Here is a 19,636-nt window from a genome sequence, read left to right as displayed (position 1 = left end):
CCGGCGCGGTCCCCCCCGGGGGCCCCCCCCACGTTGGACCAGGGTTTCCGGGGGCGGCCGGGGGGGGGGGGGGCGGGGGGGGGGGGGGGGGGGCCCCCCCCCCCGGGGGGGGGGGGCCCCCCCCCCACCGCCGCATCCCTCTGCGCGCCCTGCACCCCTAAGGGGGCGTCAGCAGGGCCGCACCGCCAAGATCGGGTCCCTTGGATCTGAGGGCGGGTCTGAGGGCGGATCCGAGGGGGTTTCGGGAGTTGGTCGCTGCGTCCTCCGTGGTCGGCGGAGGTACCACGAAGATGCTGCACGAGGGATGTCTCCCCGTGCACGCGCGGCTACGGGATTCAGGGTAGGCAGACGCGCGAGGGCCGTGTCCCCCCTTGCGCAGGGTGAGACACGGCCCCTGGAACGAATGGCGCGAACTGTTCAGTAGCGCGGGCGGTTGAACCAGGCGGCGCCGGACTGGACGATCATCGCCGCCGCCATCACGCCGCCGAAGCCGATCCACAGCAGCGCCCACACCAGTGCGGCGGTGGAGTTGGCGTTCGCCGCACCGATCAGGATGAGGACGCCGAAGATGGCGCCCAGGATGCCGTAGATCATCGTGGTGATCCGGATGCCCTGGCCGCCGCGGGAGAACTTGACCCCGAGCGTGATCGACAGGCCCGCGAGGCCGAGGAAGAGCAGCGCGACGACGAGGATGATGCCGGCGGAGTCGTGCCCCAGATTGGAGAAGCCGTTGTTGCCGAAGGTGTCCTCGCCCGCGTTGGAGGCGTCGTTGAGGGTGGCGGCGCCGAAGATGGCGAAGATGCCGATGAGGATCTGCACGGCCGCCACGATGTAGAGCAGCACTCGGGCGGTGACCATCAGGCCGGGCATCGTCGGCGGCAGCATGTTCCCGCCCGGGTAGCCGGGGTACGCCGGCTGCTGCGGGTAGCCGTAGCCCTGCGGGGGTACGCCGGGCGGCGCCTGGGGATAGCCGTAGCCGGGAGCGGCGGGCGGAGCGACGGGAGGCTGCTGGGGCGGCTGCCCGTAAGGGTTGTTCGGGTCGCCGAAACTCATGGCGGGTTTTCCTCCGTTGCCTGGTGCGGGGACGCGCGGCACGGTTCGGAGGAGTTTTTCACAGAGCGGTCTGTCCCCCCGGTACTGCCCGCGGCACTGTGCTGCTCATCGTTCTTTAACCCCCTCTTACTTGTCCAGCGGCATTCCCTATGTGTTGTGCAAGTGCAACATCGATGATCATGGCCGGATCCGCTCCGGACCCGTGCCGGAGGCCGCCGGGTGCCCGGATTGGAACCGGGAGCGGGTCATCCGCGAGGATGGGGGCATGACCGCCCAGATTCTCGATGGCAAGGCCACCGCAGCCGCGATCAAGTCCGATCTGACCGCCCGCGTGGCGGCCCTCAAGGAGAAGGGCGTCACGCCCGGCCTGGGGACCGTCCTGGTCGGCGACGACCCCGGCAGCCAGAAGTACGTCGCGGGCAAGCACCGCGACTGCGCCCAGGTCGGTATCGCCTCCATCCAGCGTGAACTGCCCGCGACCGCCACGCAGGAGGAGATCGAGGCGGTGGTGCGCGAACTCAACGAAGACCCCACCTGCACCGGCTACATCGTCCAGCTCCCGCTCCCCAAGGGCATCGACGAGAACCGCATCCTGGAACTGATGGACCCGGACAAGGACGCCGACGGCCTGCACCCGATGAACCTCGGGCGGCTGGTCCTCAACGAGCCCGCCCCGCTGCCGTGCACCCCCAACGGCGTCCTCACCCTGCTGCGCCGCTACGGCGTGGAGATCAAGGGCGCCGAGGTCGTGGTCGTCGGCCGCGGTGTGACCATCGGGCGTCCGATGCCGCTGCTGCTGACGCGGCGCAGTGAGAACGCCACGGTCACCCAGTGTCACACCGGCACCCGTGATCTCTCCGCGCACCTGAAGCGCGCCGACATCATCGTCGCCGCGGCCGGTTCCGCCCACCTCATCCGCGCCGAGGACGTGAAGCCGGGCGCCGCCGTCCTCGACGTCGGTGTCTCGCGCAGCGCCGAGGGCAAGATCGTCGGAGACGTCCACCCGGACGTCGCCGAGGTCGCCGCGTGGATCTCCCCGAACCCCGGTGGCGTGGGCCCGATGACCCGCGCCCAGCTGCTCGTCAACGTGGTGGAAGCGGCGGAGCGCAGTGTCGGCTGACGGCGGGCCCGAGGACGCCGCGGCCCGCGACACCGACGCCGACGCCGAGTCGGCCGTACGGGCTGTGAAGGGTGAGTCCGTCGTGCGGGAGACGGGGTCCGTGAACGGTGAGGCCGGTCCTCGGAAGGCGGGATCCGTGAACGGTGAGGCCGGTTCGGGGAAGGCGGGGTCCGTGAACGGTGTGGCGGGTGTGCGGGAGGCGGAGGGCGCCGAGGGCGAGCCGGGTGCGATCGACGCCGTGAGCGCGCCCGACGCCGAGGGGAAGCCGCGCCGCACCACGCGGCGCTTCCCCCTGTTCACGAGGGACACCGCGCGGCCCGAGGGCGGCGGCCGGGCGGCGGGCGTCGACGCCCCGGCCCCGGCCCGCCAATGGCCCATCCTCGCCGTGCTGTCGGCCGTCGGACTCGGCCTGCTGCTGACCGCCCTCGACGTGTTCCGGCTCGGCACGGTCCTGATCGGCGCGGCGCTGCTGGCCGGCGCCGTGATGCGCTGGGTGCTGCCCGACGTGGGCATGCTCGCGGTCCGCTCCCGCTTCACGGACATGGTCACGTACGGCGTGCTGGGTGTCGCCATCGTGCTGCTCTCGCTGATGGCACAGCCCAACCCGTGGCTGGTCATCCCGTTCCTGGACGACACGCTGCACTTCACGGTCCGCTGAGCCCCCCGCGCATGCCTTGAAGCAGGGCGCGGCCCGTCCCCTCCCCCGAGTAAGGACGGGCCGCGGCCGGGCGGCCGGACCGCCCGGGTCAACCCTTCAGCACAGGCACCGGCTGTTCAACAGCCGTCAGTTCCCTGTGGCACGGAAGTGACCATTCCGCCACGGTGTCCGCGTCGCGTGACGGGAACCGTCCACCGCCCGGCGTCGTCAATCGCTCACGGGGAACGACACGGGAGCGCCTGGAAGCGCTGTGGGAGGTGGGTGAGCGATGGGTGCCTGGCAACCGCTGCCGGAGGAGCTTCCGGCGGAGGTACGGCACTTCGTCGAGCAGTTGCGGCTGCTCAAGGACCGCACCGGGATGAGCCTGGTCGCGCTGGGCACGCGCACCGCGTACAGCAAGTCCTCCTGGCAGCGCTACCTCAACGCGAGCCAGCCGCCGCCCCGGCAGGCGGTCGTCGCCCTGTGCCGGGTCGCGGGTCTCGCGGATGAGGAGACCGAACGTTTCGGGGTGCGCTGGGAACTGGCGGTGCGAGCCTGGCCGCGCGAGCCCGCGCCGCCGGCGCCGCCCGTGCCGCCCGTACGGGTGCCGGCGGGCGGTCCCGTCCCCGCCGCGTACACCGTTCCCGCCGCGCGCGGCCGTGACGGCTACGAGGAGGACCCCACGCTCCCGTGGTGGGACCTGCTGGACGAGGAGTCGTCCCGGCAGCCCGCCGCGCCCCGCACGCCCCGCCTCCTCCTCTACGCGGCCCTGCTCGCCGTCGTCCTCCTTCTCGCCGCCGTCGCGGGTGCCGTCACCCTCGGGTGAGCTGAGCGTTCTCGTGACGGGTGAGGTCGCGGCTGTGTTCCCGTTGTGTCGATGTCTTGACAAGTTCAAGGATTTACCCTGATCCGTCCCAACAACCCGGTTAGCGTGGCCAATCGGGACGGTACCGGACGTCCTGTTGCGGAGGACGAGGGTCCGATTGGCGGCCATGACGTCGATGGGACAATGGGCCGCAGCCCGCGGGGCGTGCGACGGTGCATGCCCGGGCCCGAATGCTCCCGTGCGCCCCCATCCCGGGAACTGAGATCCTGACCGATCGCATCCCTGTGGGTAGCCAGAACGGGGACCGGCGGGGGCCGGGGGACTCGGCGGAGGGGTGCCGAACACGCGGGGGAACAGTCAGGCACGTACGGGGGGAAAGAAGCAGGGGGGAGCAGTAATGCCTCGTTGGAGGGACTTGCCGGATGAACTCGATCCGCAGGTCAGGGAGTTCGCCAGCCAGCTGCGCCGGCTGGTCGACCGGAGCGGGCTGGGCATCGCCGCGGTGGCCGACCGTACGGGCTACAGCAAGACGTCCTGGGAGCGGTACCTCAACGGTCGGCTCCTCGCGCCCAAGGGCGCGATCGTCGCCCTGGCCGAGGTGACCGGGACCAATCCCATCCATCTGACGACCATGTGGGAGCTGGCCGAGCGTGCGTGGAGCCGCTCGGAGATGCGCCACGACATGACCATGGAAGCGATCCGGATCTCCCAGGCGCGTGCCGCGCTCGGGGAGTTCGGGGCGCCCCCGGCGAAGGGGAGCAACGGCAAGCAGGCCCGCAAGGGCGGCAGCGCGACCGCGACGCCCGGCATCACGCCGGGGATCGCCGGGCCCGCGGGGGTGTCGCCGACGGTGCCGCCGCAGCCGTCCGCCACGGAGGTGGAGGACTCGTCGTACGGCTCTTCGTCGTCGCTCGGGGGTGGGGCGCGCGGGGGTGCCGGGTACGGCGGGTCCTCTTCGGGCGGCCCTTCGGGTGGACCTTCGTCCGGTGGGGGCTCGCGTGGCGGGGGCTGGGGGGTCGCCGCTACGCCGTCCGGTGACGGGGGGCGGTACGGTGCGTCGACTCCGGCGGGGGCTGTGGGGCCGGGGGGTTCTGCGGGTTCTGGGGGTTCCGCGGGTTCGTCGGCTCCGGGTGGTTCCGTGGGCCCGGCCGGGTCTGTCGCTACCGGTGGGCCGGGTGCGCCCGTGGGGGGATCCGTGGACGCGGCGGCGCGGCGTAAGCGGCGGCTGACGATGTTCCTCGCGGGGGTTGTGGGTGCGCTCGTGGTGATAGCCGCGGCCGTGTACTTCACCGGGGGCGGTGACAGCAAGAAGGCGCAGAGCGCGCCCAAGACGCCCTCGACGTCCGCCGCGGTCAATCCTGATCTGCCGGCCGGGGTGAAGTGCAGTGGCGCCGACTGCACGGGCAAGGACCCGGAGAACATGGGGTGCGGTGGGCAACTGGCGACGACCAGCACCAGCGTCACCGTCGGTACCACCCTGGTCGAGGTGCGCTACAGCAAGACCTGCGCCGCGGCCTGGGCCCGCATCACCCAGGCCGTGATCGGTGACTCGGTGCAGGTGACGGCCGGTAGCGCTGCCAGGCAGACCGGGACCGTCGACAACGCCACGGATGCGTACACCCCGATGATCGCGGTCAAGGACGCCGCCGAGGCGAAGGCGTGCGTCACGTTGAAGTCGGGCCAGAAGGGCTGCACGAAGTGAAGTAGCCGGGGGGGCTTGGCTGGGGCGGGTGGGGGCTGGGGCGGGTGGGCACGTGCGGCACGGTGGTTCCTCGCCCCCGCCGCCCCTACCCGTCCCATCCCCAGGGGCTCCGCCCCCTCACCCCCGCCAGGGGCGCCGCGCCCCCTGGACCCCCGCATCGCCCGAAGGGCTCGTCCTCAAACGCCGGACGGGCTGAAGACGCGAGCGCGGGATGCGGGCCGAAGCCCCCGCCTCAAGGGCGCGGGCAACCCCCGCTCACCCGCAGCCGAAGGACCCAAGGAATGTTCCCGCGTCGTTGGGGCAGGCGCACCGTGCCCCCACGGGATCCGGCCCCGGCCGGTCACCCCGACGGCGGCCGTCGTGTTGTCCTCCCCCGGACCGGCGGCCGCCCCGCCGGGGGGTTGTGGGGTGGGCCACACGGGACCCGGCCATCGGGGATCCTGGATGCGCGATAGCCTGACGGCGGATCTCTCTTGACGCCGAGAGATCGATCATCGGTTCCTTTGATCGATCATTGCGGTGGACGCAGGGGACGATCCTGCACCCCGGGGCAGGGACGCCCCACCGCCTGCTGTCATACGGAGAACGCCATGACCCGCACTCCCGTGAACGTCACCGTCACCGGCGCGGCCGGCCAGATCGGTTACGCCCTGCTCTTCCGCATCGCCTCCGGCCAGTTGCTCGGCGCGGACGTGCCGGTCAAGCTGCGCCTCCTGGAGATCACACCGGCGCTGAAGGCCGCCGAGGGCACCGCGATGGAGCTCGACGACTGCGCCTTCCCGCTGCTCGCGGGCATCGACATCACGGACGACCCGAACGTCGCCTTCGACGGCACGAACGTCGCGCTGCTCGTCGGCGCCCGCCCCCGTACCAAGGGCATGGAGCGCGGTGACCTGCTCTCCGCCAACGGTGGCATCTTCAAGCCGCAGGGCAAGGCCATCAACGACAACGCCGCGGACGACATCAAGGTCCTCGTCGTCGGCAACCCGGCCAACACCAACGCGCTCATCGCCCAGGCCGCCGCCCCGGACGTACCGGCCGAGCGCTTCACCGCGATGACCCGCCTCGACCACAACCGCGCGCTGACCCAGCTCGCGAAGAAGACCGGCAGCACGGTCGCGGACATCAAGCGCCTCACCATCTGGGGCAACCACTCCGCCACCCAGTACCCGGACATCTTCCACGCCACGGTCGCCGGCAAGAACGCCGCCGAGGTCGTGAACGACGAGAAGTGGCTCGCCGAGGACTTCATCCCGACCGTCGCCAAGCGCGGTGCCGCGATCATCGAGGCCCGTGGCGCGTCCTCCGCCGCCTCCGCCGCCAACGCCGCCATCGACCACGTGTACACCTGGGTCAACGGCACCGCCGACGGTGACTGGACCTCCATGGGTATCCCGTCGGACGGTTCCTACGGCGTGCCCGAGGGGATCATCTCCTCCTTCCCCGTCACCACCAAGGACGGGCAGTACGAGATCGTCCAGGGCCTGGACATCAACGAGTTCTCCCGCGCCCGTATCGACGCCTCCGTCAAGGAGCTCGAGGAGGAGCGCGACGCGGTCCGCGGTCTCGGTCTGATCTGACGTACCCGACTCACCCGAGTCACTCGCAACTCATCGGCCCCGTCCGGGAAGTGTCCTGGGCGGGGCCGACGCATGCGTACAGAAAGTACGCATCGAACGTACGTGCTTTCTCGCTGTATGCGAGGGCGCACGGGGAGTAACTCTCGCTATCGTCGTGACGTACGGTCCGGTAGGGGAGCGCAGGGCTGCTCAGGAGAGCTGGGGCGCGGCCGGGGAAGACACGCGGGGGTGGTCCCAGTGACGGAATCGGAGAGACGGTACGCGCACAGCGAGGCGACACGGCTGTTGTGTGCCGGAGTGCATCTCGACACCGTGTTCCGGGCACGGGTCATCGACGAACTCATAGGGCACGAGGAGCGGCCCGCGGCACCGTCCCTCGGTGTCGACGTCGTCGCCGTGCTCGCGCACGCGCTGCGCGCCCGCCGCAGGGAGGCCCTGACCGGGCTCGGCCTGCTGGCCATCTGGATCGTGTTCTTCCTGGTGGAGGTGGTCCGGGCGGCCACCAGCGTCGCGGACTCGGGGATCGGGGGTTTCGCGGGCGTGTTCGGCGCCGTCGCGGTGTTCTTCTACGCCGCCGTCTGCTTTCTCCTCTGGTCCGCGCGGGCCGCGGCCGGGTGGGGCATGAGCATGTACGCCGCGAGCCGGGACGAGTCCGCCCGGCTGCGTCTGCCGCGCAGGGCGACCGCCTGGGGGCTCACCTTCATGGCGCGCGTCGCGGAGATCGGCTACTGGGTGTACGCCTTCACGCAGTTGCCGCACGACCCCTTTCTGGTGATCTTCCCGCTCCTGCTCACCTTCGTGATCGGTGCCCACCGCTCCCAGGTGGCCGCGGTCATGAGCGTCGAACTCTCCCGGGACGCCTTCGCCCGTACGGCCGTGGCACTGCCCATGGGCAGCGAGCGTCAGCTGCGGGTCGCGCGGGCCGTCACCTGGGAGCAGCACGCGTCCGTGGCGCTCTACGACGCCCACCGGCCGTTCGTCGGCGCCGGAAAGCCGTACGAGCCCTGGTCGTTCGCGATGGAGATCACCCCCGCCAAGAAGCCGTTCGACGCCCTGAACGGCAAGCTGCCCGAGCAGACCGGCGACGGTTCGGCGAACGGGCACCGGGCGCCGGTGCAGTTGACCAACCGGCAGATCCTCGACCTGGTCGTACCGAAGCTGGAGGCGCTGCGGGAGTCCGCCGCGCGCACCAGCCGGGACCGGCTCAAGGACCTGGAGGTCGAGGAGTTCGTCTACCTGCCGTACGGCGTGGGGCGGAACCAGGGCGTGTACGAGCCGTCGTCGGCCCGGCTGCACCTGGACGGGGCGGTGGACGAGGGCGGCGAGGCGCGCCGTCACTTCCTGCGCGTCAGGGTCGGCGCCTGGGACGAGCAGGTGGTGGTCTCGGTGCTGGTCCGCGTCCACACGCAGGGCGGGATGCTGGTCCTGGAAGTCGTACCGCACGTGCTGGGGCCGATTTTCGAGGAGTACCGGCGCGTCGACTTCATCGCGGCCTCCGGGGAGGGCGCGACGGGCCGCGAGGTGCTGCGGACGGTGCTGTCCGCCCCGGCGACGGGCGTGGTGGCCGGGTTCTCCATGCTGCGCACCCTCGTCCAGTGCCTGCGCACCTGGCTGTCGAGGCCCGAACAGGCCCTGCCGGACGCTCCGTTGGTGTCCGTGCGGGAGATGGGCAGCACCGACCGGCTGTCGCTGTTCCAGGAGATGGACGTCAGCCGTTACATCAAGACCGTCGAGGACCGCATCGCGAGCGGGGTGCGCGAGGCGCTGCGGCGCAGCGGCTGCGAGACGGGCAGCTTCGAGCAGAACATCTTCAACGTGGCCGCGGGCGGCCAGTTCATCGGGCAGATGAGCGGCGGCACCGTGGTGGGCCGGATCAGCAAGAGCGCCGTCTCCATGGGCAGTGGGGGCGCGTCGTACAACGAGGGGAACAGGGATGACTGAGGGCTCGGGCGGGCGGGTCGACCGGATCACGCGCAGTGCGGTGAACTTCGGCGACCACGGCACCGCGAACTATCACGAGGCGCCGCCCGCGGCCGCCGCCGACGAGACGACCGAGGCGCTCCTGGAGGCCGTCCGCACGTTGCGCGAGCATCTGCGGCTGCTCACGGAGACCGATGACACGACCGGGCTCGACGGCGAACTGGCCGTGGTGCAGGGGGAGATCGAGAGAACGGGCCAGGCGGACCCGGCGCGGCTCGGCCGGCTGCGGATGCGCCTGGAGACCGCCGCCGCGGCCGTGGCGGGGCTGGCGTCGACGGCGGCCGTGGTGCAGGTGATCGCGCAGCTGGCCGGTTAGGGGTCGGCGCGGGATCGGTCTAGTGGGAACGGGGTGACGAGGTGGCGCAACGGTGGGACGAGGACCGCCAGCGGTGGGTCGATGACGACGGCGCGGGCGGGCAGGGCAGGGGCGGGGCCGCCGGTGGCGGGGTGCCGCCCGACGCGGAGCAGCAGTGGTGGGCGTCGGCGACGACCCAGGCGGGGCCACCGCGCCCGCCCGAGACGCCCCTGCCGCCACCGTCGTGGCCCGGGCCAGGCGGAAGTCCCGGCGGCGGCCGGGGACCGGCCCCCGCGGACTCGCGCCGGCTGCTGATCGTGATCGTGGCCGTCGCCGTCCTCGCGGGCGGTGTCGGAGGCGCGGTGTGGGCGCTGACCAGGGGCGACTCGTCCGGGCACACCGGCGCCGACCCGTCGCGCCCGGCGGTGACCGTGACGGCGACCCAGAGCGTTCCTTCCCCGGACACCGGCTACACCTCCGGGAGTCCGGACACCTACGCCGACCCGGGCGGGTCCGGCGACCCGGCGACGCAGCCCAAGACCCCGGAGCCGTTGCCCGGCTACAGCAGGTCGGTGGATCCGGTCGGCTACACGGTGGACGTGCCGGACGGCTGGGTGCGCGAGGAGGTGCAGGGCAAGCTGGCGCCGGTCGTCACGTACACGGCCCCCGGCGGCGGCAGCAGGCTCATGCTGTTCGAGGTCAAGGAGAGCTCCCTGGCCGAGTCGTCGTCCCAGGCCGAGGAGATCTCGCAGAAGCTCCCGGGGTACCGGCTCATCGAGCGGCAGAACGGCTCCGGCTGGACGGAGGTCACCTACCGCTACGACAGCCCGCAGAAGGGCGCCACGCACGTGGTCGACCACCGCTTCCGGGCCGCCGACGGCACGCTCTACGCGATCAACGCGAGCGGTCCCGAGGGCGTGGACATGACCGGCCCGCTCACCACGGCCCTGAACTCCTTCTGCCCCACCGGCGCGAACTGCGCGTAGACGTTGTCGTCCTGAGCTGCTCCTCGGGCTGAAGCCCGAGGATTATGGCCTTCTGGTCGCATTTCTGTTCATTTTTCAGTGACGCCGGGCACTTTTGGTCACTGGTTGTGCATGCATTCCGGGTGGAGGGGCAGGCGCTCCCGGTCCCCGAGAGTGACACGCGTGTGACACACGGACACGCGGGGGCACGGAACAGGAACGGAAGGCAACACCGACCATGGCCGGACACCAAGCGCACCAGGCACAACAGACCCTTCATGTGGGTGGAGAGTGGCGGGAGGCCGTCTCCCGTGCCACCCGCGAGATCCTCGATCCCGCGGATGCCAAGCCGTTCGCCGTGGTCGCGGAGGGTGACGAGCGGGACGCGGACGCGGCCGTCGCCGCCGCCCGCCATGCCTTCGACACGGGGGAGTGGCCCCGTACCCCCGTCGCCGAGCGCGCCGCGCTGCTGCGCCGCGTCGCCGACCTCCTCGTCCGCGACCGCGAGGAGCTGGGACTCCTGGAGAGCCGCGACGCGGGCAAGACCCTGGAGGAGGGCCGGGTCGACATCGACTGTGTCGCGGACGCCTTCCGGTACTTCGCCGACCTCGTCGTGGGGGAGGGCGGCGGGCGGGTCGTCGATGCCGGGTCCGCCGACATCCACAGCGTCGTCGTGCACGAGCCCGTCGGTGTCTGCGCGCTGATCACCCCCTGGAACTATCCGCTCCTGCAGGCCAGTTGGAAGATCGCACCCGCCCTCGCGGCCGGGAACGCCTTCGTGGTCAAGCCGAGCGAGATCACCCCGCTGACGACGATCGCGCTGATACGGCTGCTCGCCGAGGCCGGCCTGCCCGCCGGGGTGGCCAACCTCGTGACCGGCCCCGGGCACACGGTGGGCGCCCGCCTCGCCGAGCACCCCGACGTCGACCTCGTCTCCTTCACCGGCGGTCTGGTCAGCGGCACGAAGGTGGCGCGGGCCGCCGCGGAGGGCGTCAAGAAGGTCGCCCTGGAGCTCGGCGGCAAGAACCCCAACGTCGTCTTCGCCGACGCCTGTGCCACGGACGAGGACTTCGACACCGCCGTCGACCAGGCCCTCAACGCCGCCTTCATCCACAGCGGCCAGGTCTGCTCGGCCGGCTCCCGGCTCATCGTCGAGGAGTCCGTGCGCGAGCGCTTCGTCGCCGAACTGGCCCGCAGGGCCGGCCGGATCAGCCTCGGCCGCGGCACCGAGGACGGTGTCGAGTGCGGCCCCCTGGTGTCGGAGGGACAGCGCGAGAAGACCGAGGCGTACGTCGCCTCCGCGCTCGCGGAGGGTGCGGTGCTGCGGGCGGGCGGCCGGCGCCCCGAGCCGTCCGCCGAACGGCCCGCCACCGGGTACTTCTACGAGCCGACCGTCCTCGACCAGTGCCACCGGGAGATGAAGGTGGTCCGCGAGGAGGTCTTCGGGCCCGTCCTGACCGTGGAGACCTTCCGCACCGAGGACGAGGCCGTCGCGCTCGCCAACGACACCGAGTACGGGCTCGCGGGCGCCGTCTGGACCACCGACGCGGGCCGCGCCCGCCGCGTCGCGGGACGGCTGCGGCACGGCACCGTCTGGATCAACGACTTCCACCCCTACCTCCCCCAGGCGGAGTGGGGCGGCTTCGGGAAGAGCGGTGTGGGGCGCGAACTGGGCCCGGCGGGCCTCGCCGAGTACCGCGAGACCAAGCACGTCTACCAGAACCTGGCGCCGAAGCCGGTCCGCTGGTTCGCGGGCCGACCCCGGTGACGTAGTCCTCCGCCCCGCACAGCACTTGCCCCTTGCACCCTGGAGCGCCCCCATGCACGAAAGCACGCACGAGAACGCGTCCGAGAACACATACGACTACGTCGTCATCGGCGGTGGCACGGCAGGCTCCGTCATCGCCTCCCGTCTCACCGAGAACGCAGACGTTACGGTCGCCGTCATCGAGGGCGGTCCCAGTGACGTCGGCCGTGAGGACGTCCTCACCCTGCGCCGCTGGATGGGCCTGCTCGGCGGCGAACTGGACTACGACTACCCGACGACCGTGCAGCCGCGCGGCAACTCGCACATCCGGCACAGCCGGGCCCGCGTCCTCGGCGGCTGTTCGTCGCACAACACGCTGATCGCGTTCAAGCCGCTGCCGTCCGACTGGGACGAGTGGGAGACGGCGGGCGCCAAGGGCTGGGGTGCGGTGCCCATGGAGGCGTACTTCGCGCGGCTCCTCAACAACATCGTCCCGGTCGACGAGAAGGACCGCAACGCCATCGCCCGCGACTTCGTCGACGCCGCCCAGGGCGCGCTGGGCGTGCCCCGTGTCGAGGGCTTCAACAAGAAGCCGTTCACCGAGGGCGCCGGCTTCTTCGACCTCGCCTACCACCCCGAGAACAACAAGCGCTCCAGCGCGTCGGTCGCGTATCTCCACCCGGTGATGGACGAACGGCCCAACCTCACACTGCTGCTGGAGACCTGGGCGTACCGACTGGAGCTGGAGGGGACGCGCGCCACGGGCGTGCACGTACGCGCCAAGGACGGCACGGAGAGCCTCGTACGGGCCCGGCGCGAGGTCCTGCTGTGCGCGGGCGCGGTCGACTCGCCGCGGCTGCTGCTGCACTCCGGGATCGGACCCGCCCACGACCTGGCGGAGCTCGGCATACCCGTCGCCCACGACCTGCCCGGCGTCGGCGAGAACCTGCTCGACCACCCCGAGTCGGTCATCGTCTGGGAGACCGACGGGCCGATCCCGGAGAACTCGGCGATGGACTCCGACGCGGGTCTGTTCGTGCGCCGCGACCCCGAACAGGCGGGCCCCGACCTGATGTTCCACTTCTACCAGATCCCCTTCACGGACAACCCGGAGCGGCTGGGCTACGAACGCCCGGCGCACGGCGTCTCCATGACCCCCAACATCCCCAAACCGCGCAGCCGTGGCCGCCTCTACCTGACCAGCGCCGATCCATCGGTCAAGCCCGCCCTCGACTTCCGCTACTTCACGGACGAGGACGACTACGACGGCCGCACCCTCGTCGACGGCATCCGCATCGCCCGCCGGATCGCCCGCACCGAGCCGCTCGCCGGCTGGCTGAAGCGCGAGGTGTGCCCCGGGCCCGAGGTCACCGACGACGAGGAGCTGAGCGCGTACGCGCGTCAGGTCGCGCACACCGTCTACCACCCCGCGGGCACCTGCCGGATGGGCGCCACGGATGATCAACTGGCCGTGGTCGACCCAGAGCTGAGGGTGCGCGGCCTCGACGGTCTGCGGATCGCCGACGCGTCCGTCTTCCCGACGATGCCCGCCGTGAACCCGATGATCGGAGTGCTCATGGTCGGGGAGAAATGCGCCGAGCTGATCGGGGGCGGTGCGTGATGAGTACGACCACCGGCACACCCGCCAGTTCCCCCGGTTCCGCGGCCTCCGTCTTCTCCGTCGACGGCCTGTGGAAGGTGTTCGGGCCGAAGGCCGAGCGCGTCCCCGCCGATCCCGAGCTCGCCGCCCTCACCCCCGCCGAACTCCGCTCCCGCACCGGCTGCACGGCCGCCGTCCGGGACGTCAGCTTCGACGTCCGCAAGGGCGAGGTCTTCGTCGTCATGGGGCTGTCCGGCTCCGGCAAGTCCACGCTGGTCCGCTGCCTCACCCGGCTGATCGAGCCGACCGCGGGCGCGATCGTCATCGACGGCGAGGACGTCCGCGCCATGGACAGGAACCGGCTGCGGGAACTGCGCCGCCACCGCGCCGCGATGGTCTTCCAGCACTTCGGTCTGCTCCCGCACCGCTCGGTGCTCGACAACGTGGCGTACGGCCTGGAGATCCAGGGCGTCGGCAAGGCCGAGCGCCGTGAGCGGGCCGCCGAAGTCGTCGCCAAGGTCGGCCTGGAGGGCATGGAGCAGCGCAGGCCCGGCCAGCTGTCCGGCGGCCAGCAGCAGCGCGTCGGGCTCGCCCGCGCGCTCGCCGTCGACCCCGAAGTCCTGCTCTTCGACGAGCCGTTCAGCGCGCTCGACCCGCTGATCCGGCGCGACATGCAGGAAGAGGTCATCCGGCTGCACCACGACGAGGGCCGCACGATGGTCTTCATCACCCACGATCTCAACGAGGCACTGCGCCTCGGCGACCGCATCGCGCTCATGCGCGACGGCCGTGTCGTCCAGCTCGGCACCCCCGAGGAGATCGTCGGCTCGCCCGCCGACGACTACGTCCGCGAGTTCGTCCGCGACGTACCGCGCGAACAGGTCATGACCGTCCGTACGGCCATGCGGGCCGCGTCCGCCGCGGAGGCCGGCCGGGGCCCGGCGCTCGCACCCGACGCGACCGTCTCCGAGGCCATCGAGGCGGTGGCCCGCTCGGGCGACTCCGCCCGCGTGATGGACCAGGGACGCTGCGTCGGCGTCGTGGACCCGGCGGCGCTGCTCGAAGTGGTGGCAGGCGCGGACACGGCCGCCGGCGGGACGCCGGACGGCCCCCGTAAGGAGGCCGCTTGATGGCCACCGTCACCGCGACCGTCGGTCACTCCGGCGTCTGCGCGCTGCTCAAGAACCTCCGCGGACACCGGGCCGCCGGCAAGCTGCTGCTGCTCGCCGTCGTGGCGGCCGTGGCCGTCCCGGTCCTCGACTCCCACTGGGCGAGCGGCACCTGGCCGGGCGCCCTCACCGTCGACCTCTCCGCACCCCTCGGCCGGGCCAGCGAGTGGATCATCGACAACCGGGACAGCCACCCCCTGTTCCTGTACTTCTTCGGGTACGTCAGCAGCGCCGTCGTCCTCTCGGTGCGCGCCGTCTACGTGGTGCTGCTCGCGGCGGGCTGGGCCGGTGTGACAGCCGTCGCGGCACTCGTCGCCTGGCGCACGGCGGGCGTACGGCTCGCGCTCGGCACGGCCGCCGCCTTCCTCGCCTGCGGACTGCTCGGCATGTGGGTGCCGACCATGCAGACCCTCGCGCTCATGGTGGTCGCCGTCCTCGCGTCCGTCCTGCTGGGCGCGCTGCTCGGCCTCGCCGCCGGGCTCTCCGACCGCACCTACCGCGCGCTGCGCCCCGTCCTCGACACCATGCAGGTGCTCCCGGCGTTCGCGTACCTCCTGCCCGTCGTCCTCGTCTTCGGCATCGGCGTCCCCGCCGCCGTCCTCGCCACCGTCGTGTACGCCGCCCCGCCCATGGCCCGCCTCACCGCGCTCGGCCTGCGCGATGCCGACGCCGGGGTGATGGAGGCCGCCACCTCGCTCGGTGCCACCGCCCGCCAGCGCCTGCTGACCGCCCGCCTCCCGCTGGCCCGCAAGGAACTCCTCCTCGGCCTCAACCAGACGATCATGATGGCCCTGTCCATGGCGGTCATCGCGTCCGTGATCGGCGCGGGCGGCCTCGGCGACCGCGTCTACCAGGCCCTGGCCTCCGTCGACGTGGGCGCCGCACTCGCCGCCGGTATCCCGATCGTGCTGCTCGCGGTCGTCCTGGACCGGGTGACGGGAGCGGCCGGGGAGCGGCTCGGCTCGGATTCCGGGGCGACGGCCCTGCGCTGGGCGTACGCCGCCGGCGCGGCCCTCGTCGTGGCGCTGGCCGGACACCTCACCGGCCGTCTCGACTGGCCCGGCTCCTGGACCCTCTCCATCGCCGAGCCCGTGAACCGCGTCGTCGACTGGATGACCAACCACCTCTACTCCGGCGTCCCCTACATCGGCGGCACCGCCGACTGGGCGGGCCACTTCACCACCTGGGTCCTGGACCCCCTCCGGGACGGCCTCCAGTGGCTGCCCTGGTGGTCGGTCCTGCTGATCGTCGCCGCTCTCGCCTGGCTGATCGGCACCTGGCGCACCGCCCTCACCGCGGTCCTCGCGATGGCCGCGATCGGGGTGCTCGGCGTGTGGAAGCCGTCCCTGGACACGCTCTCGCAGGTCCTCGCGGCGGTCGCCGTCACCCTCGTGCTCGGCTTCGCGACCGGCATCGCGGCGGCGCGCAGCGAGCGCGTCGAGCGGCTGCTGCGGCCGGTCCTTGACGTCTTCCAGACGATGCCGCAGTTCGTCTACCTGATCCCGGTGGTGGCGCTGTTCGGCGTGGGCCGCGCGCCCGCCGTGGCCGCCGCGGTCGTCTACGCGCTGCCCGCCGTCGTCCGCATCACCACCCAGGGCCTGCGCGCCGTCGACCCGGCCGCGCTGGAGTCGGCCCGTTCGCTCGGCGCCACCGGCGCCCAGCAGCTGCGTCAGGTCCAGCTGCCGCTGGCCCGCCAGTCGCTGCTCCTCGCTGTGAACCAGGGCGTCGTGCTCGTCCTCGCCGTCGTCATCATCGGCGGTCTGGTCGGCGGTGGCGCACTCGGCTACGACGTCGTGTTCGGCCTCGCGCAGGGCGACCTGGCGACCGGCCTCGTGGCCGGCGCGGCGATCGTCTGCCTCGGCCTGATGCTCGACCGGGTGACCCAGCCGACCGCGCGGACCACGAAGAAGGGAGCGTGACATGCGTCTACGTACGACTTCGGTGATGGCCGGTGCGGCCGCGCTGCTGACGCTGACCGGCTGCGGCGCCGTCGACATGACCAAGCAGGCCTCGCCCTTCGCGAACGCGCGGGGCTCGAAGAGCCTGACCCTCTCCGTCCAGTCCTGGGTGGGCGCGCAGGCCAACGTGGCCGTCGCGCAGTACCTGCTGGAGCACGAGCTCGGTTATCGCGTCGACACCGTCCAGGTCGACGAGGTCCCCGCGTGGGACGCGCTCAGCCAGGGCCGGGTCGACGCCATCCTGGAGGACTGGGGCCACCCCGACCAGGAGAAGCGGTACGTCGAGGACAAGAAGACGATCGCCCCCGGCGGGGACCTGGGCGTCACCGGGCACATCGGCTGGTACGTCCCGACGTACTTCGCCAAGCAGCACCCCGATGTGACCGACTGGAAGAACCTCAACAAGTACGCCGGCCGGCTGCGGACCGCGGAGAGCGGTGGCAAGGGCCAGCTCATGGACGGTTCGCCCTCCTACGTCACCAACGACAAGGCCCTGGTGGCCAATCTGAAGCTGAACTACCAGGTGGTGTTCGCCGGTTCGGAGGCCGCGCAGATCACCCAGATGAAGCAGTTCGCCAAGGAGAAGAAGCCCTTCCTCACCTACTGGTACTCGCCCCAGTGGCTCTTCAAGAAGGTCCCCATGACGGAGGTGAAGCTGCCGCCGTACAAGGAGGGCTGCGACGCCGACGCGGCCAAGGTCGCCTGCGCCTACCCGCACACACCCCTCCAGAAGTACCTGAACGCCGACTTCGCGAAGAGCGGCGGCAAGGCGGCGGCCTTCCTGAAGAAGTTCAAGTGGACCACCGAGGACCAGAACGAGGTCTCCCTGATGATCGCGAACGACAAGCTGTCGGCGCAGGACGCGGCGAAGAAGTGGGTCGACAGTCACGCGTCGACGTGGCGCGCGTGGCTGTCGTGACCCCGGCCTCAGCAGGCGTTCGTGGCTTCGGCGCGCTCCGTCAGTGGTGCTGCCCCGCCTGGTAGTGGCCCGGGACCATACGGGTGCTCACGCCGAACCGGTTCCAGGCGTTGATCACCGTGATCGCGGCGATCAGCTGTGCCAGCTCGGCGTCCTCGAAGTGCTGCGCCGCCTTCGCGTACACCTCGTCCGGTACGAAACCGTCGGTCAGGACGGTGACGGCCTCGGTCAGCTCGATCGCCGCGAGTTCCTTCTCCGTGTAGAAGTGCTTCGACTCCTCCCACGCGCTGAGCTGGACGATCCGCTGCACGCTCTCCCCGGCCGCCAGCGCGTCCTTGGTGTGCATGTCGAGGCAGAACGCGCAGTGGTTGAGCTGCGAGGCACGGATCTTCACCAGCTCGCGCAGCTTCGGCTCCAGCCCCTGCTGTGCGGCCGTCTCCAGCCGGAGCATGGCCTTGTAGACCTCGGGGGCGTGCTTGGCCCAGTTCAGTCGGGGGCTGTGCTCGGGGGCGTGCACGGCGGTCGTGGCGGTCGTGTCGGTGGTGGTGTCGTTCGTGGTCATGTTCTCGACCCTACGAGCGAAGCAGCCCAGGAGTATGGTCCATTTACATGGCGAAATCTTGGGCCACTTTCGGGGTCGACCTCCACGTCGAGCCGACCGGACCCGGTGTCCGCAGAGGTCTGACGGAGGCCCTCCGCGAGGCGGTCCGCAGTGGCCGCCTCGCTCCCGGCACCCGGCTGCCCTCCTCGCGCTCCCTCGCCGCCGACCTGGGCATCGCCCGCAACACGGTCGCGGAGGCGTACGCGGACCTGGTGGCGGAGGGCTGGCTCACCGCCCGCCAGGGCTCGGGCACGAGCGTCGCGCGCCGCCCGGTGCCGGCCCCCTCCACCGCCGCGGCCCCCGGCCGCCCGACCCGCGCCCGTCCGGCGTACGACCTGGTCCCCGGTTCCCCCGACCTGTCCTCCTTCCCCCGCGCGGCCTGGCTGAAGGCCTCCCGCCGCGCTCTGGCCGTCGCCCCGCACGAGGCCCTCGACTACGGCGACCCGCGCGGCCGGGTGGAACTGCGCACCGCCCTGGCCGGCTATCTGGCCCGCGCCCGGGGCGTCCGCACGGACCCGGAGCACATCGTCATCTGCTCCGGCTTCGTGCACGGCCTGATGCTGCTCGGGCAGGTGCTGCGCGGGCGGGGACTGACCTCGCTGGCCGTGGAGTCGTACGGGCTCGACGTCCACTGGCGGCTGCTGGAACGGGCCGGGCTGCGGACTGTGCCGCTCGGATTCGACGAACTCGGCACGCGCACACAGGAGTTGGAGGCGGGCCCACAGAGCGGGGATGCGCCGGGAGGCGTACGGGCGGTACTGATGACGCCCGCCCACCAGTTCCCGATGGGCGTACCGCTGCACCCCGACCGGCGGGCGCAGGTGGTGGACTGGGCGCGGCGCGGCGGCGGTCTGATCCTGGAGGACGACTACGACGGGGAGTTCCGCTACGACCGCCAGCCGGTCGGCGCCCTCCAGGGCCTCGACCCCGACCACGTGGTCCACATGGGCACGGCCAGCAAGTCCCTGGCCCCCGGTCTGCGGCTGGGCTGGCTGGTGCTGCCGCCGTCGCTCGCCCCGGAGGTGGTCGCGGCGAAGGGCGGGGTGGACTGGTCGTGCGGGGTGCTGGACCAGCTCACCCTGGCGGAGTTCCTCACGTCGGGTGCCTACGACCGGCACGTCCGGGCGTCGCGGCTGCGTTATCGGCGCCGCCGGGACGCCCTGGTGGCGCGGCTGGCCGAACAGGCCCCCGGAGTCCGGGCCACGGGCATCGCGGCGGGCCTGCACGTGGTGCTGCGCCTGCCGCCCGGCACCGAGCGGGCGACGCTGCGGGCGGCGGCCTGGCAGGGGCTCGCGGTGCACGGCCTCGACCGCTACCGCCACCCCGAGTCGACCGCCCGGCGCACCGACGCGCTGGTGGTGGGGTACGGGACACCGCCGGACCACGGGTGGTCGGGGGCGCTGGACGCATTGTGCGCGGCACTGTCTTCCGGCGGCACTTTCAACGGTGCAACAGTGAAGTCTGGTCTGTGATCTGTGGCTGTG

At 71.9% G+C, this 19,636-nt stretch carries 16 protein-coding genes; 14 read left to right on the top strand and 2 right to left on the bottom strand.

The genetic code is table 11. The annotated features are described in order from the left end of the window. Positions 1–417 precede the first annotated feature (417 nt). Complete coding sequence (locus tag ACIQTP_RS46600; protein WP_403412236.1) at positions 418–1,053, bottom strand: hypothetical protein; 636 nt, start codon at positions 1,051–1,053, stop codon at positions 418–420. A 265-nt stretch (positions 1,054–1,318) separates the two neighbouring features. Here ACIQTP_RS46600 and ACIQTP_RS46595 point away from each other — a divergent pair, with 265 nt between their 5' ends. The 13 genes from ACIQTP_RS46595 (at position 1,319) to ACIQTP_RS46535 (ending at position 17,551) form a co-directional block, all read left to right on the top strand. Continuing rightward, positions 1,319–2,173 (top strand): bifunctional methylenetetrahydrofolate dehydrogenase/methenyltetrahydrofolate cyclohydrolase, encoded by an 855-nt coding sequence (locus tag ACIQTP_RS46595; protein WP_054233749.1) that lies wholly within the window; start codon positions 1,319–1,321, stop codon positions 2,171–2,173. Beyond that, positions 2,163–2,831, top strand: coding sequence for a DUF3017 domain-containing protein (locus ACIQTP_RS46590; RefSeq protein WP_403412233.1), 669 nt, complete (start codon positions 2,163–2,165; stop codon positions 2,829–2,831). The genes ACIQTP_RS46595 and ACIQTP_RS46590 overlap by 11 nt, the downstream gene beginning before the upstream one ends. A gap of 268 nt (positions 2,832–3,099) precedes the next feature. After that, positions 3,100–3,636: a helix-turn-helix domain-containing protein gene (locus ACIQTP_RS46585; protein ID WP_403412231.1), complete on the top strand. Its 537-nt coding sequence runs from the start codon at positions 3,100–3,102 to the stop codon at positions 3,634–3,636. Positions 3,637–4,033: 397 nt separating this feature from the next. Then, positions 4,034–5,338 (top strand): DUF2690 domain-containing protein, encoded by a 1,305-nt coding sequence (locus ACIQTP_RS46580; RefSeq protein ID WP_403412228.1) that lies wholly within the window; start codon positions 4,034–4,036, stop codon positions 5,336–5,338. Positions 5,339–5,928: 590 nt separating this feature from the next. Next, a complete protein-coding gene (locus ACIQTP_RS46575) occupies positions 5,929–6,918 on the top strand; it encodes a malate dehydrogenase (protein WP_054233746.1) in 990 nt (329 codons plus the stop codon). Positions 6,919–7,155: 237 nt separating this feature from the next. Next, positions 7,156–8,859 carry a hypothetical protein gene (locus ACIQTP_RS46570; protein WP_403412225.1) on the top strand — a complete coding sequence of 568 codons (1,704 nt, stop codon included), beginning with the start codon at positions 7,156–7,158 and terminating at the stop codon, positions 8,857–8,859. After that, positions 8,852–9,214 carry a hypothetical protein gene (locus tag ACIQTP_RS46565; RefSeq protein ID WP_403412222.1) on the top strand — a complete coding sequence of 121 codons (363 nt, stop codon included), beginning with the start codon at positions 8,852–8,854 and terminating at the stop codon, positions 9,212–9,214. The genes ACIQTP_RS46570 and ACIQTP_RS46565 overlap by 8 nt, the downstream gene beginning before the upstream one ends. A gap of 41 nt (positions 9,215–9,255) precedes the next feature. After that, entirely contained in the window at positions 9,256–10,179 is a 924-nt protein-coding gene (locus tag ACIQTP_RS46560) for a hypothetical protein (RefSeq protein WP_403412219.1), read from the top strand. Positions 10,180–10,396: 217 nt separating this feature from the next. After that, positions 10,397–11,926: an aldehyde dehydrogenase family protein gene (locus ACIQTP_RS46555; RefSeq protein ID WP_403412217.1), complete on the top strand. Its 1,530-nt coding sequence runs from the start codon at positions 10,397–10,399 to the stop codon at positions 11,924–11,926. Between the two features lie 52 nt (positions 11,927–11,978). After that, positions 11,979–13,526, top strand: coding sequence for a GMC family oxidoreductase (locus tag ACIQTP_RS46550; protein ID WP_403412214.1), 1,548 nt, complete (start codon positions 11,979–11,981; stop codon positions 13,524–13,526). Continuing rightward, a complete protein-coding gene (locus ACIQTP_RS46545) occupies positions 13,526–14,635 on the top strand; it encodes a glycine betaine/L-proline ABC transporter ATP-binding protein (protein WP_403412211.1) in 1,110 nt (369 codons plus the stop codon). The genes ACIQTP_RS46550 and ACIQTP_RS46545 overlap by 1 nt, the downstream gene beginning before the upstream one ends. Next, the gene (locus ACIQTP_RS46540; protein ID WP_403412208.1) at positions 14,635–16,593 is read left to right on the top strand and encodes an ABC transporter permease; all 1,959 of its coding nucleotides are present in this window, start codon (positions 14,635–14,637) and stop codon (positions 16,591–16,593) included. The genes ACIQTP_RS46545 and ACIQTP_RS46540 overlap by 1 nt, the downstream gene beginning before the upstream one ends. A gap of 1 nt (position 16,594) precedes the next feature. After that, entirely contained in the window at positions 16,595–17,551 is a 957-nt protein-coding gene (locus tag ACIQTP_RS46535) for an ABC transporter substrate-binding protein (protein ID WP_403412205.1), read from the top strand. Positions 17,552–17,591: 40 nt separating this feature from the next. Here the strand turns inward: ACIQTP_RS46535 and ACIQTP_RS46530 are convergent, their stop codons facing one another. Next, positions 17,592–18,113 carry a carboxymuconolactone decarboxylase family protein gene (locus ACIQTP_RS46530; RefSeq protein WP_403412202.1) on the bottom strand — a complete coding sequence of 174 codons (522 nt, stop codon included), beginning with the start codon at positions 18,111–18,113 and terminating at the stop codon, positions 17,592–17,594. A gap of 47 nt (positions 18,114–18,160) precedes the next feature. On the opposite strand from ACIQTP_RS46530, the gene ACIQTP_RS46525 reads away from it, so the two are divergent. Then, entirely contained in the window at positions 18,161–19,624 is a 1,464-nt protein-coding gene (locus ACIQTP_RS46525) for a PLP-dependent aminotransferase family protein (RefSeq protein ID WP_403412199.1), read from the top strand. Positions 19,625–19,636 lie beyond the last annotated feature (12 nt).

Origin of the sequence: Streptomyces sp. NPDC090798, assembly GCF_044768965.1 — a bacterium.
Classification (GTDB): domain Bacteria; phylum Actinomycetota; class Actinomycetes; order Streptomycetales; family Streptomycetaceae; genus Streptomyces.
Note: the sequence above shows the minus strand (reverse complement) of the source record. Positions and strands in the feature narration are given on the sequence as shown.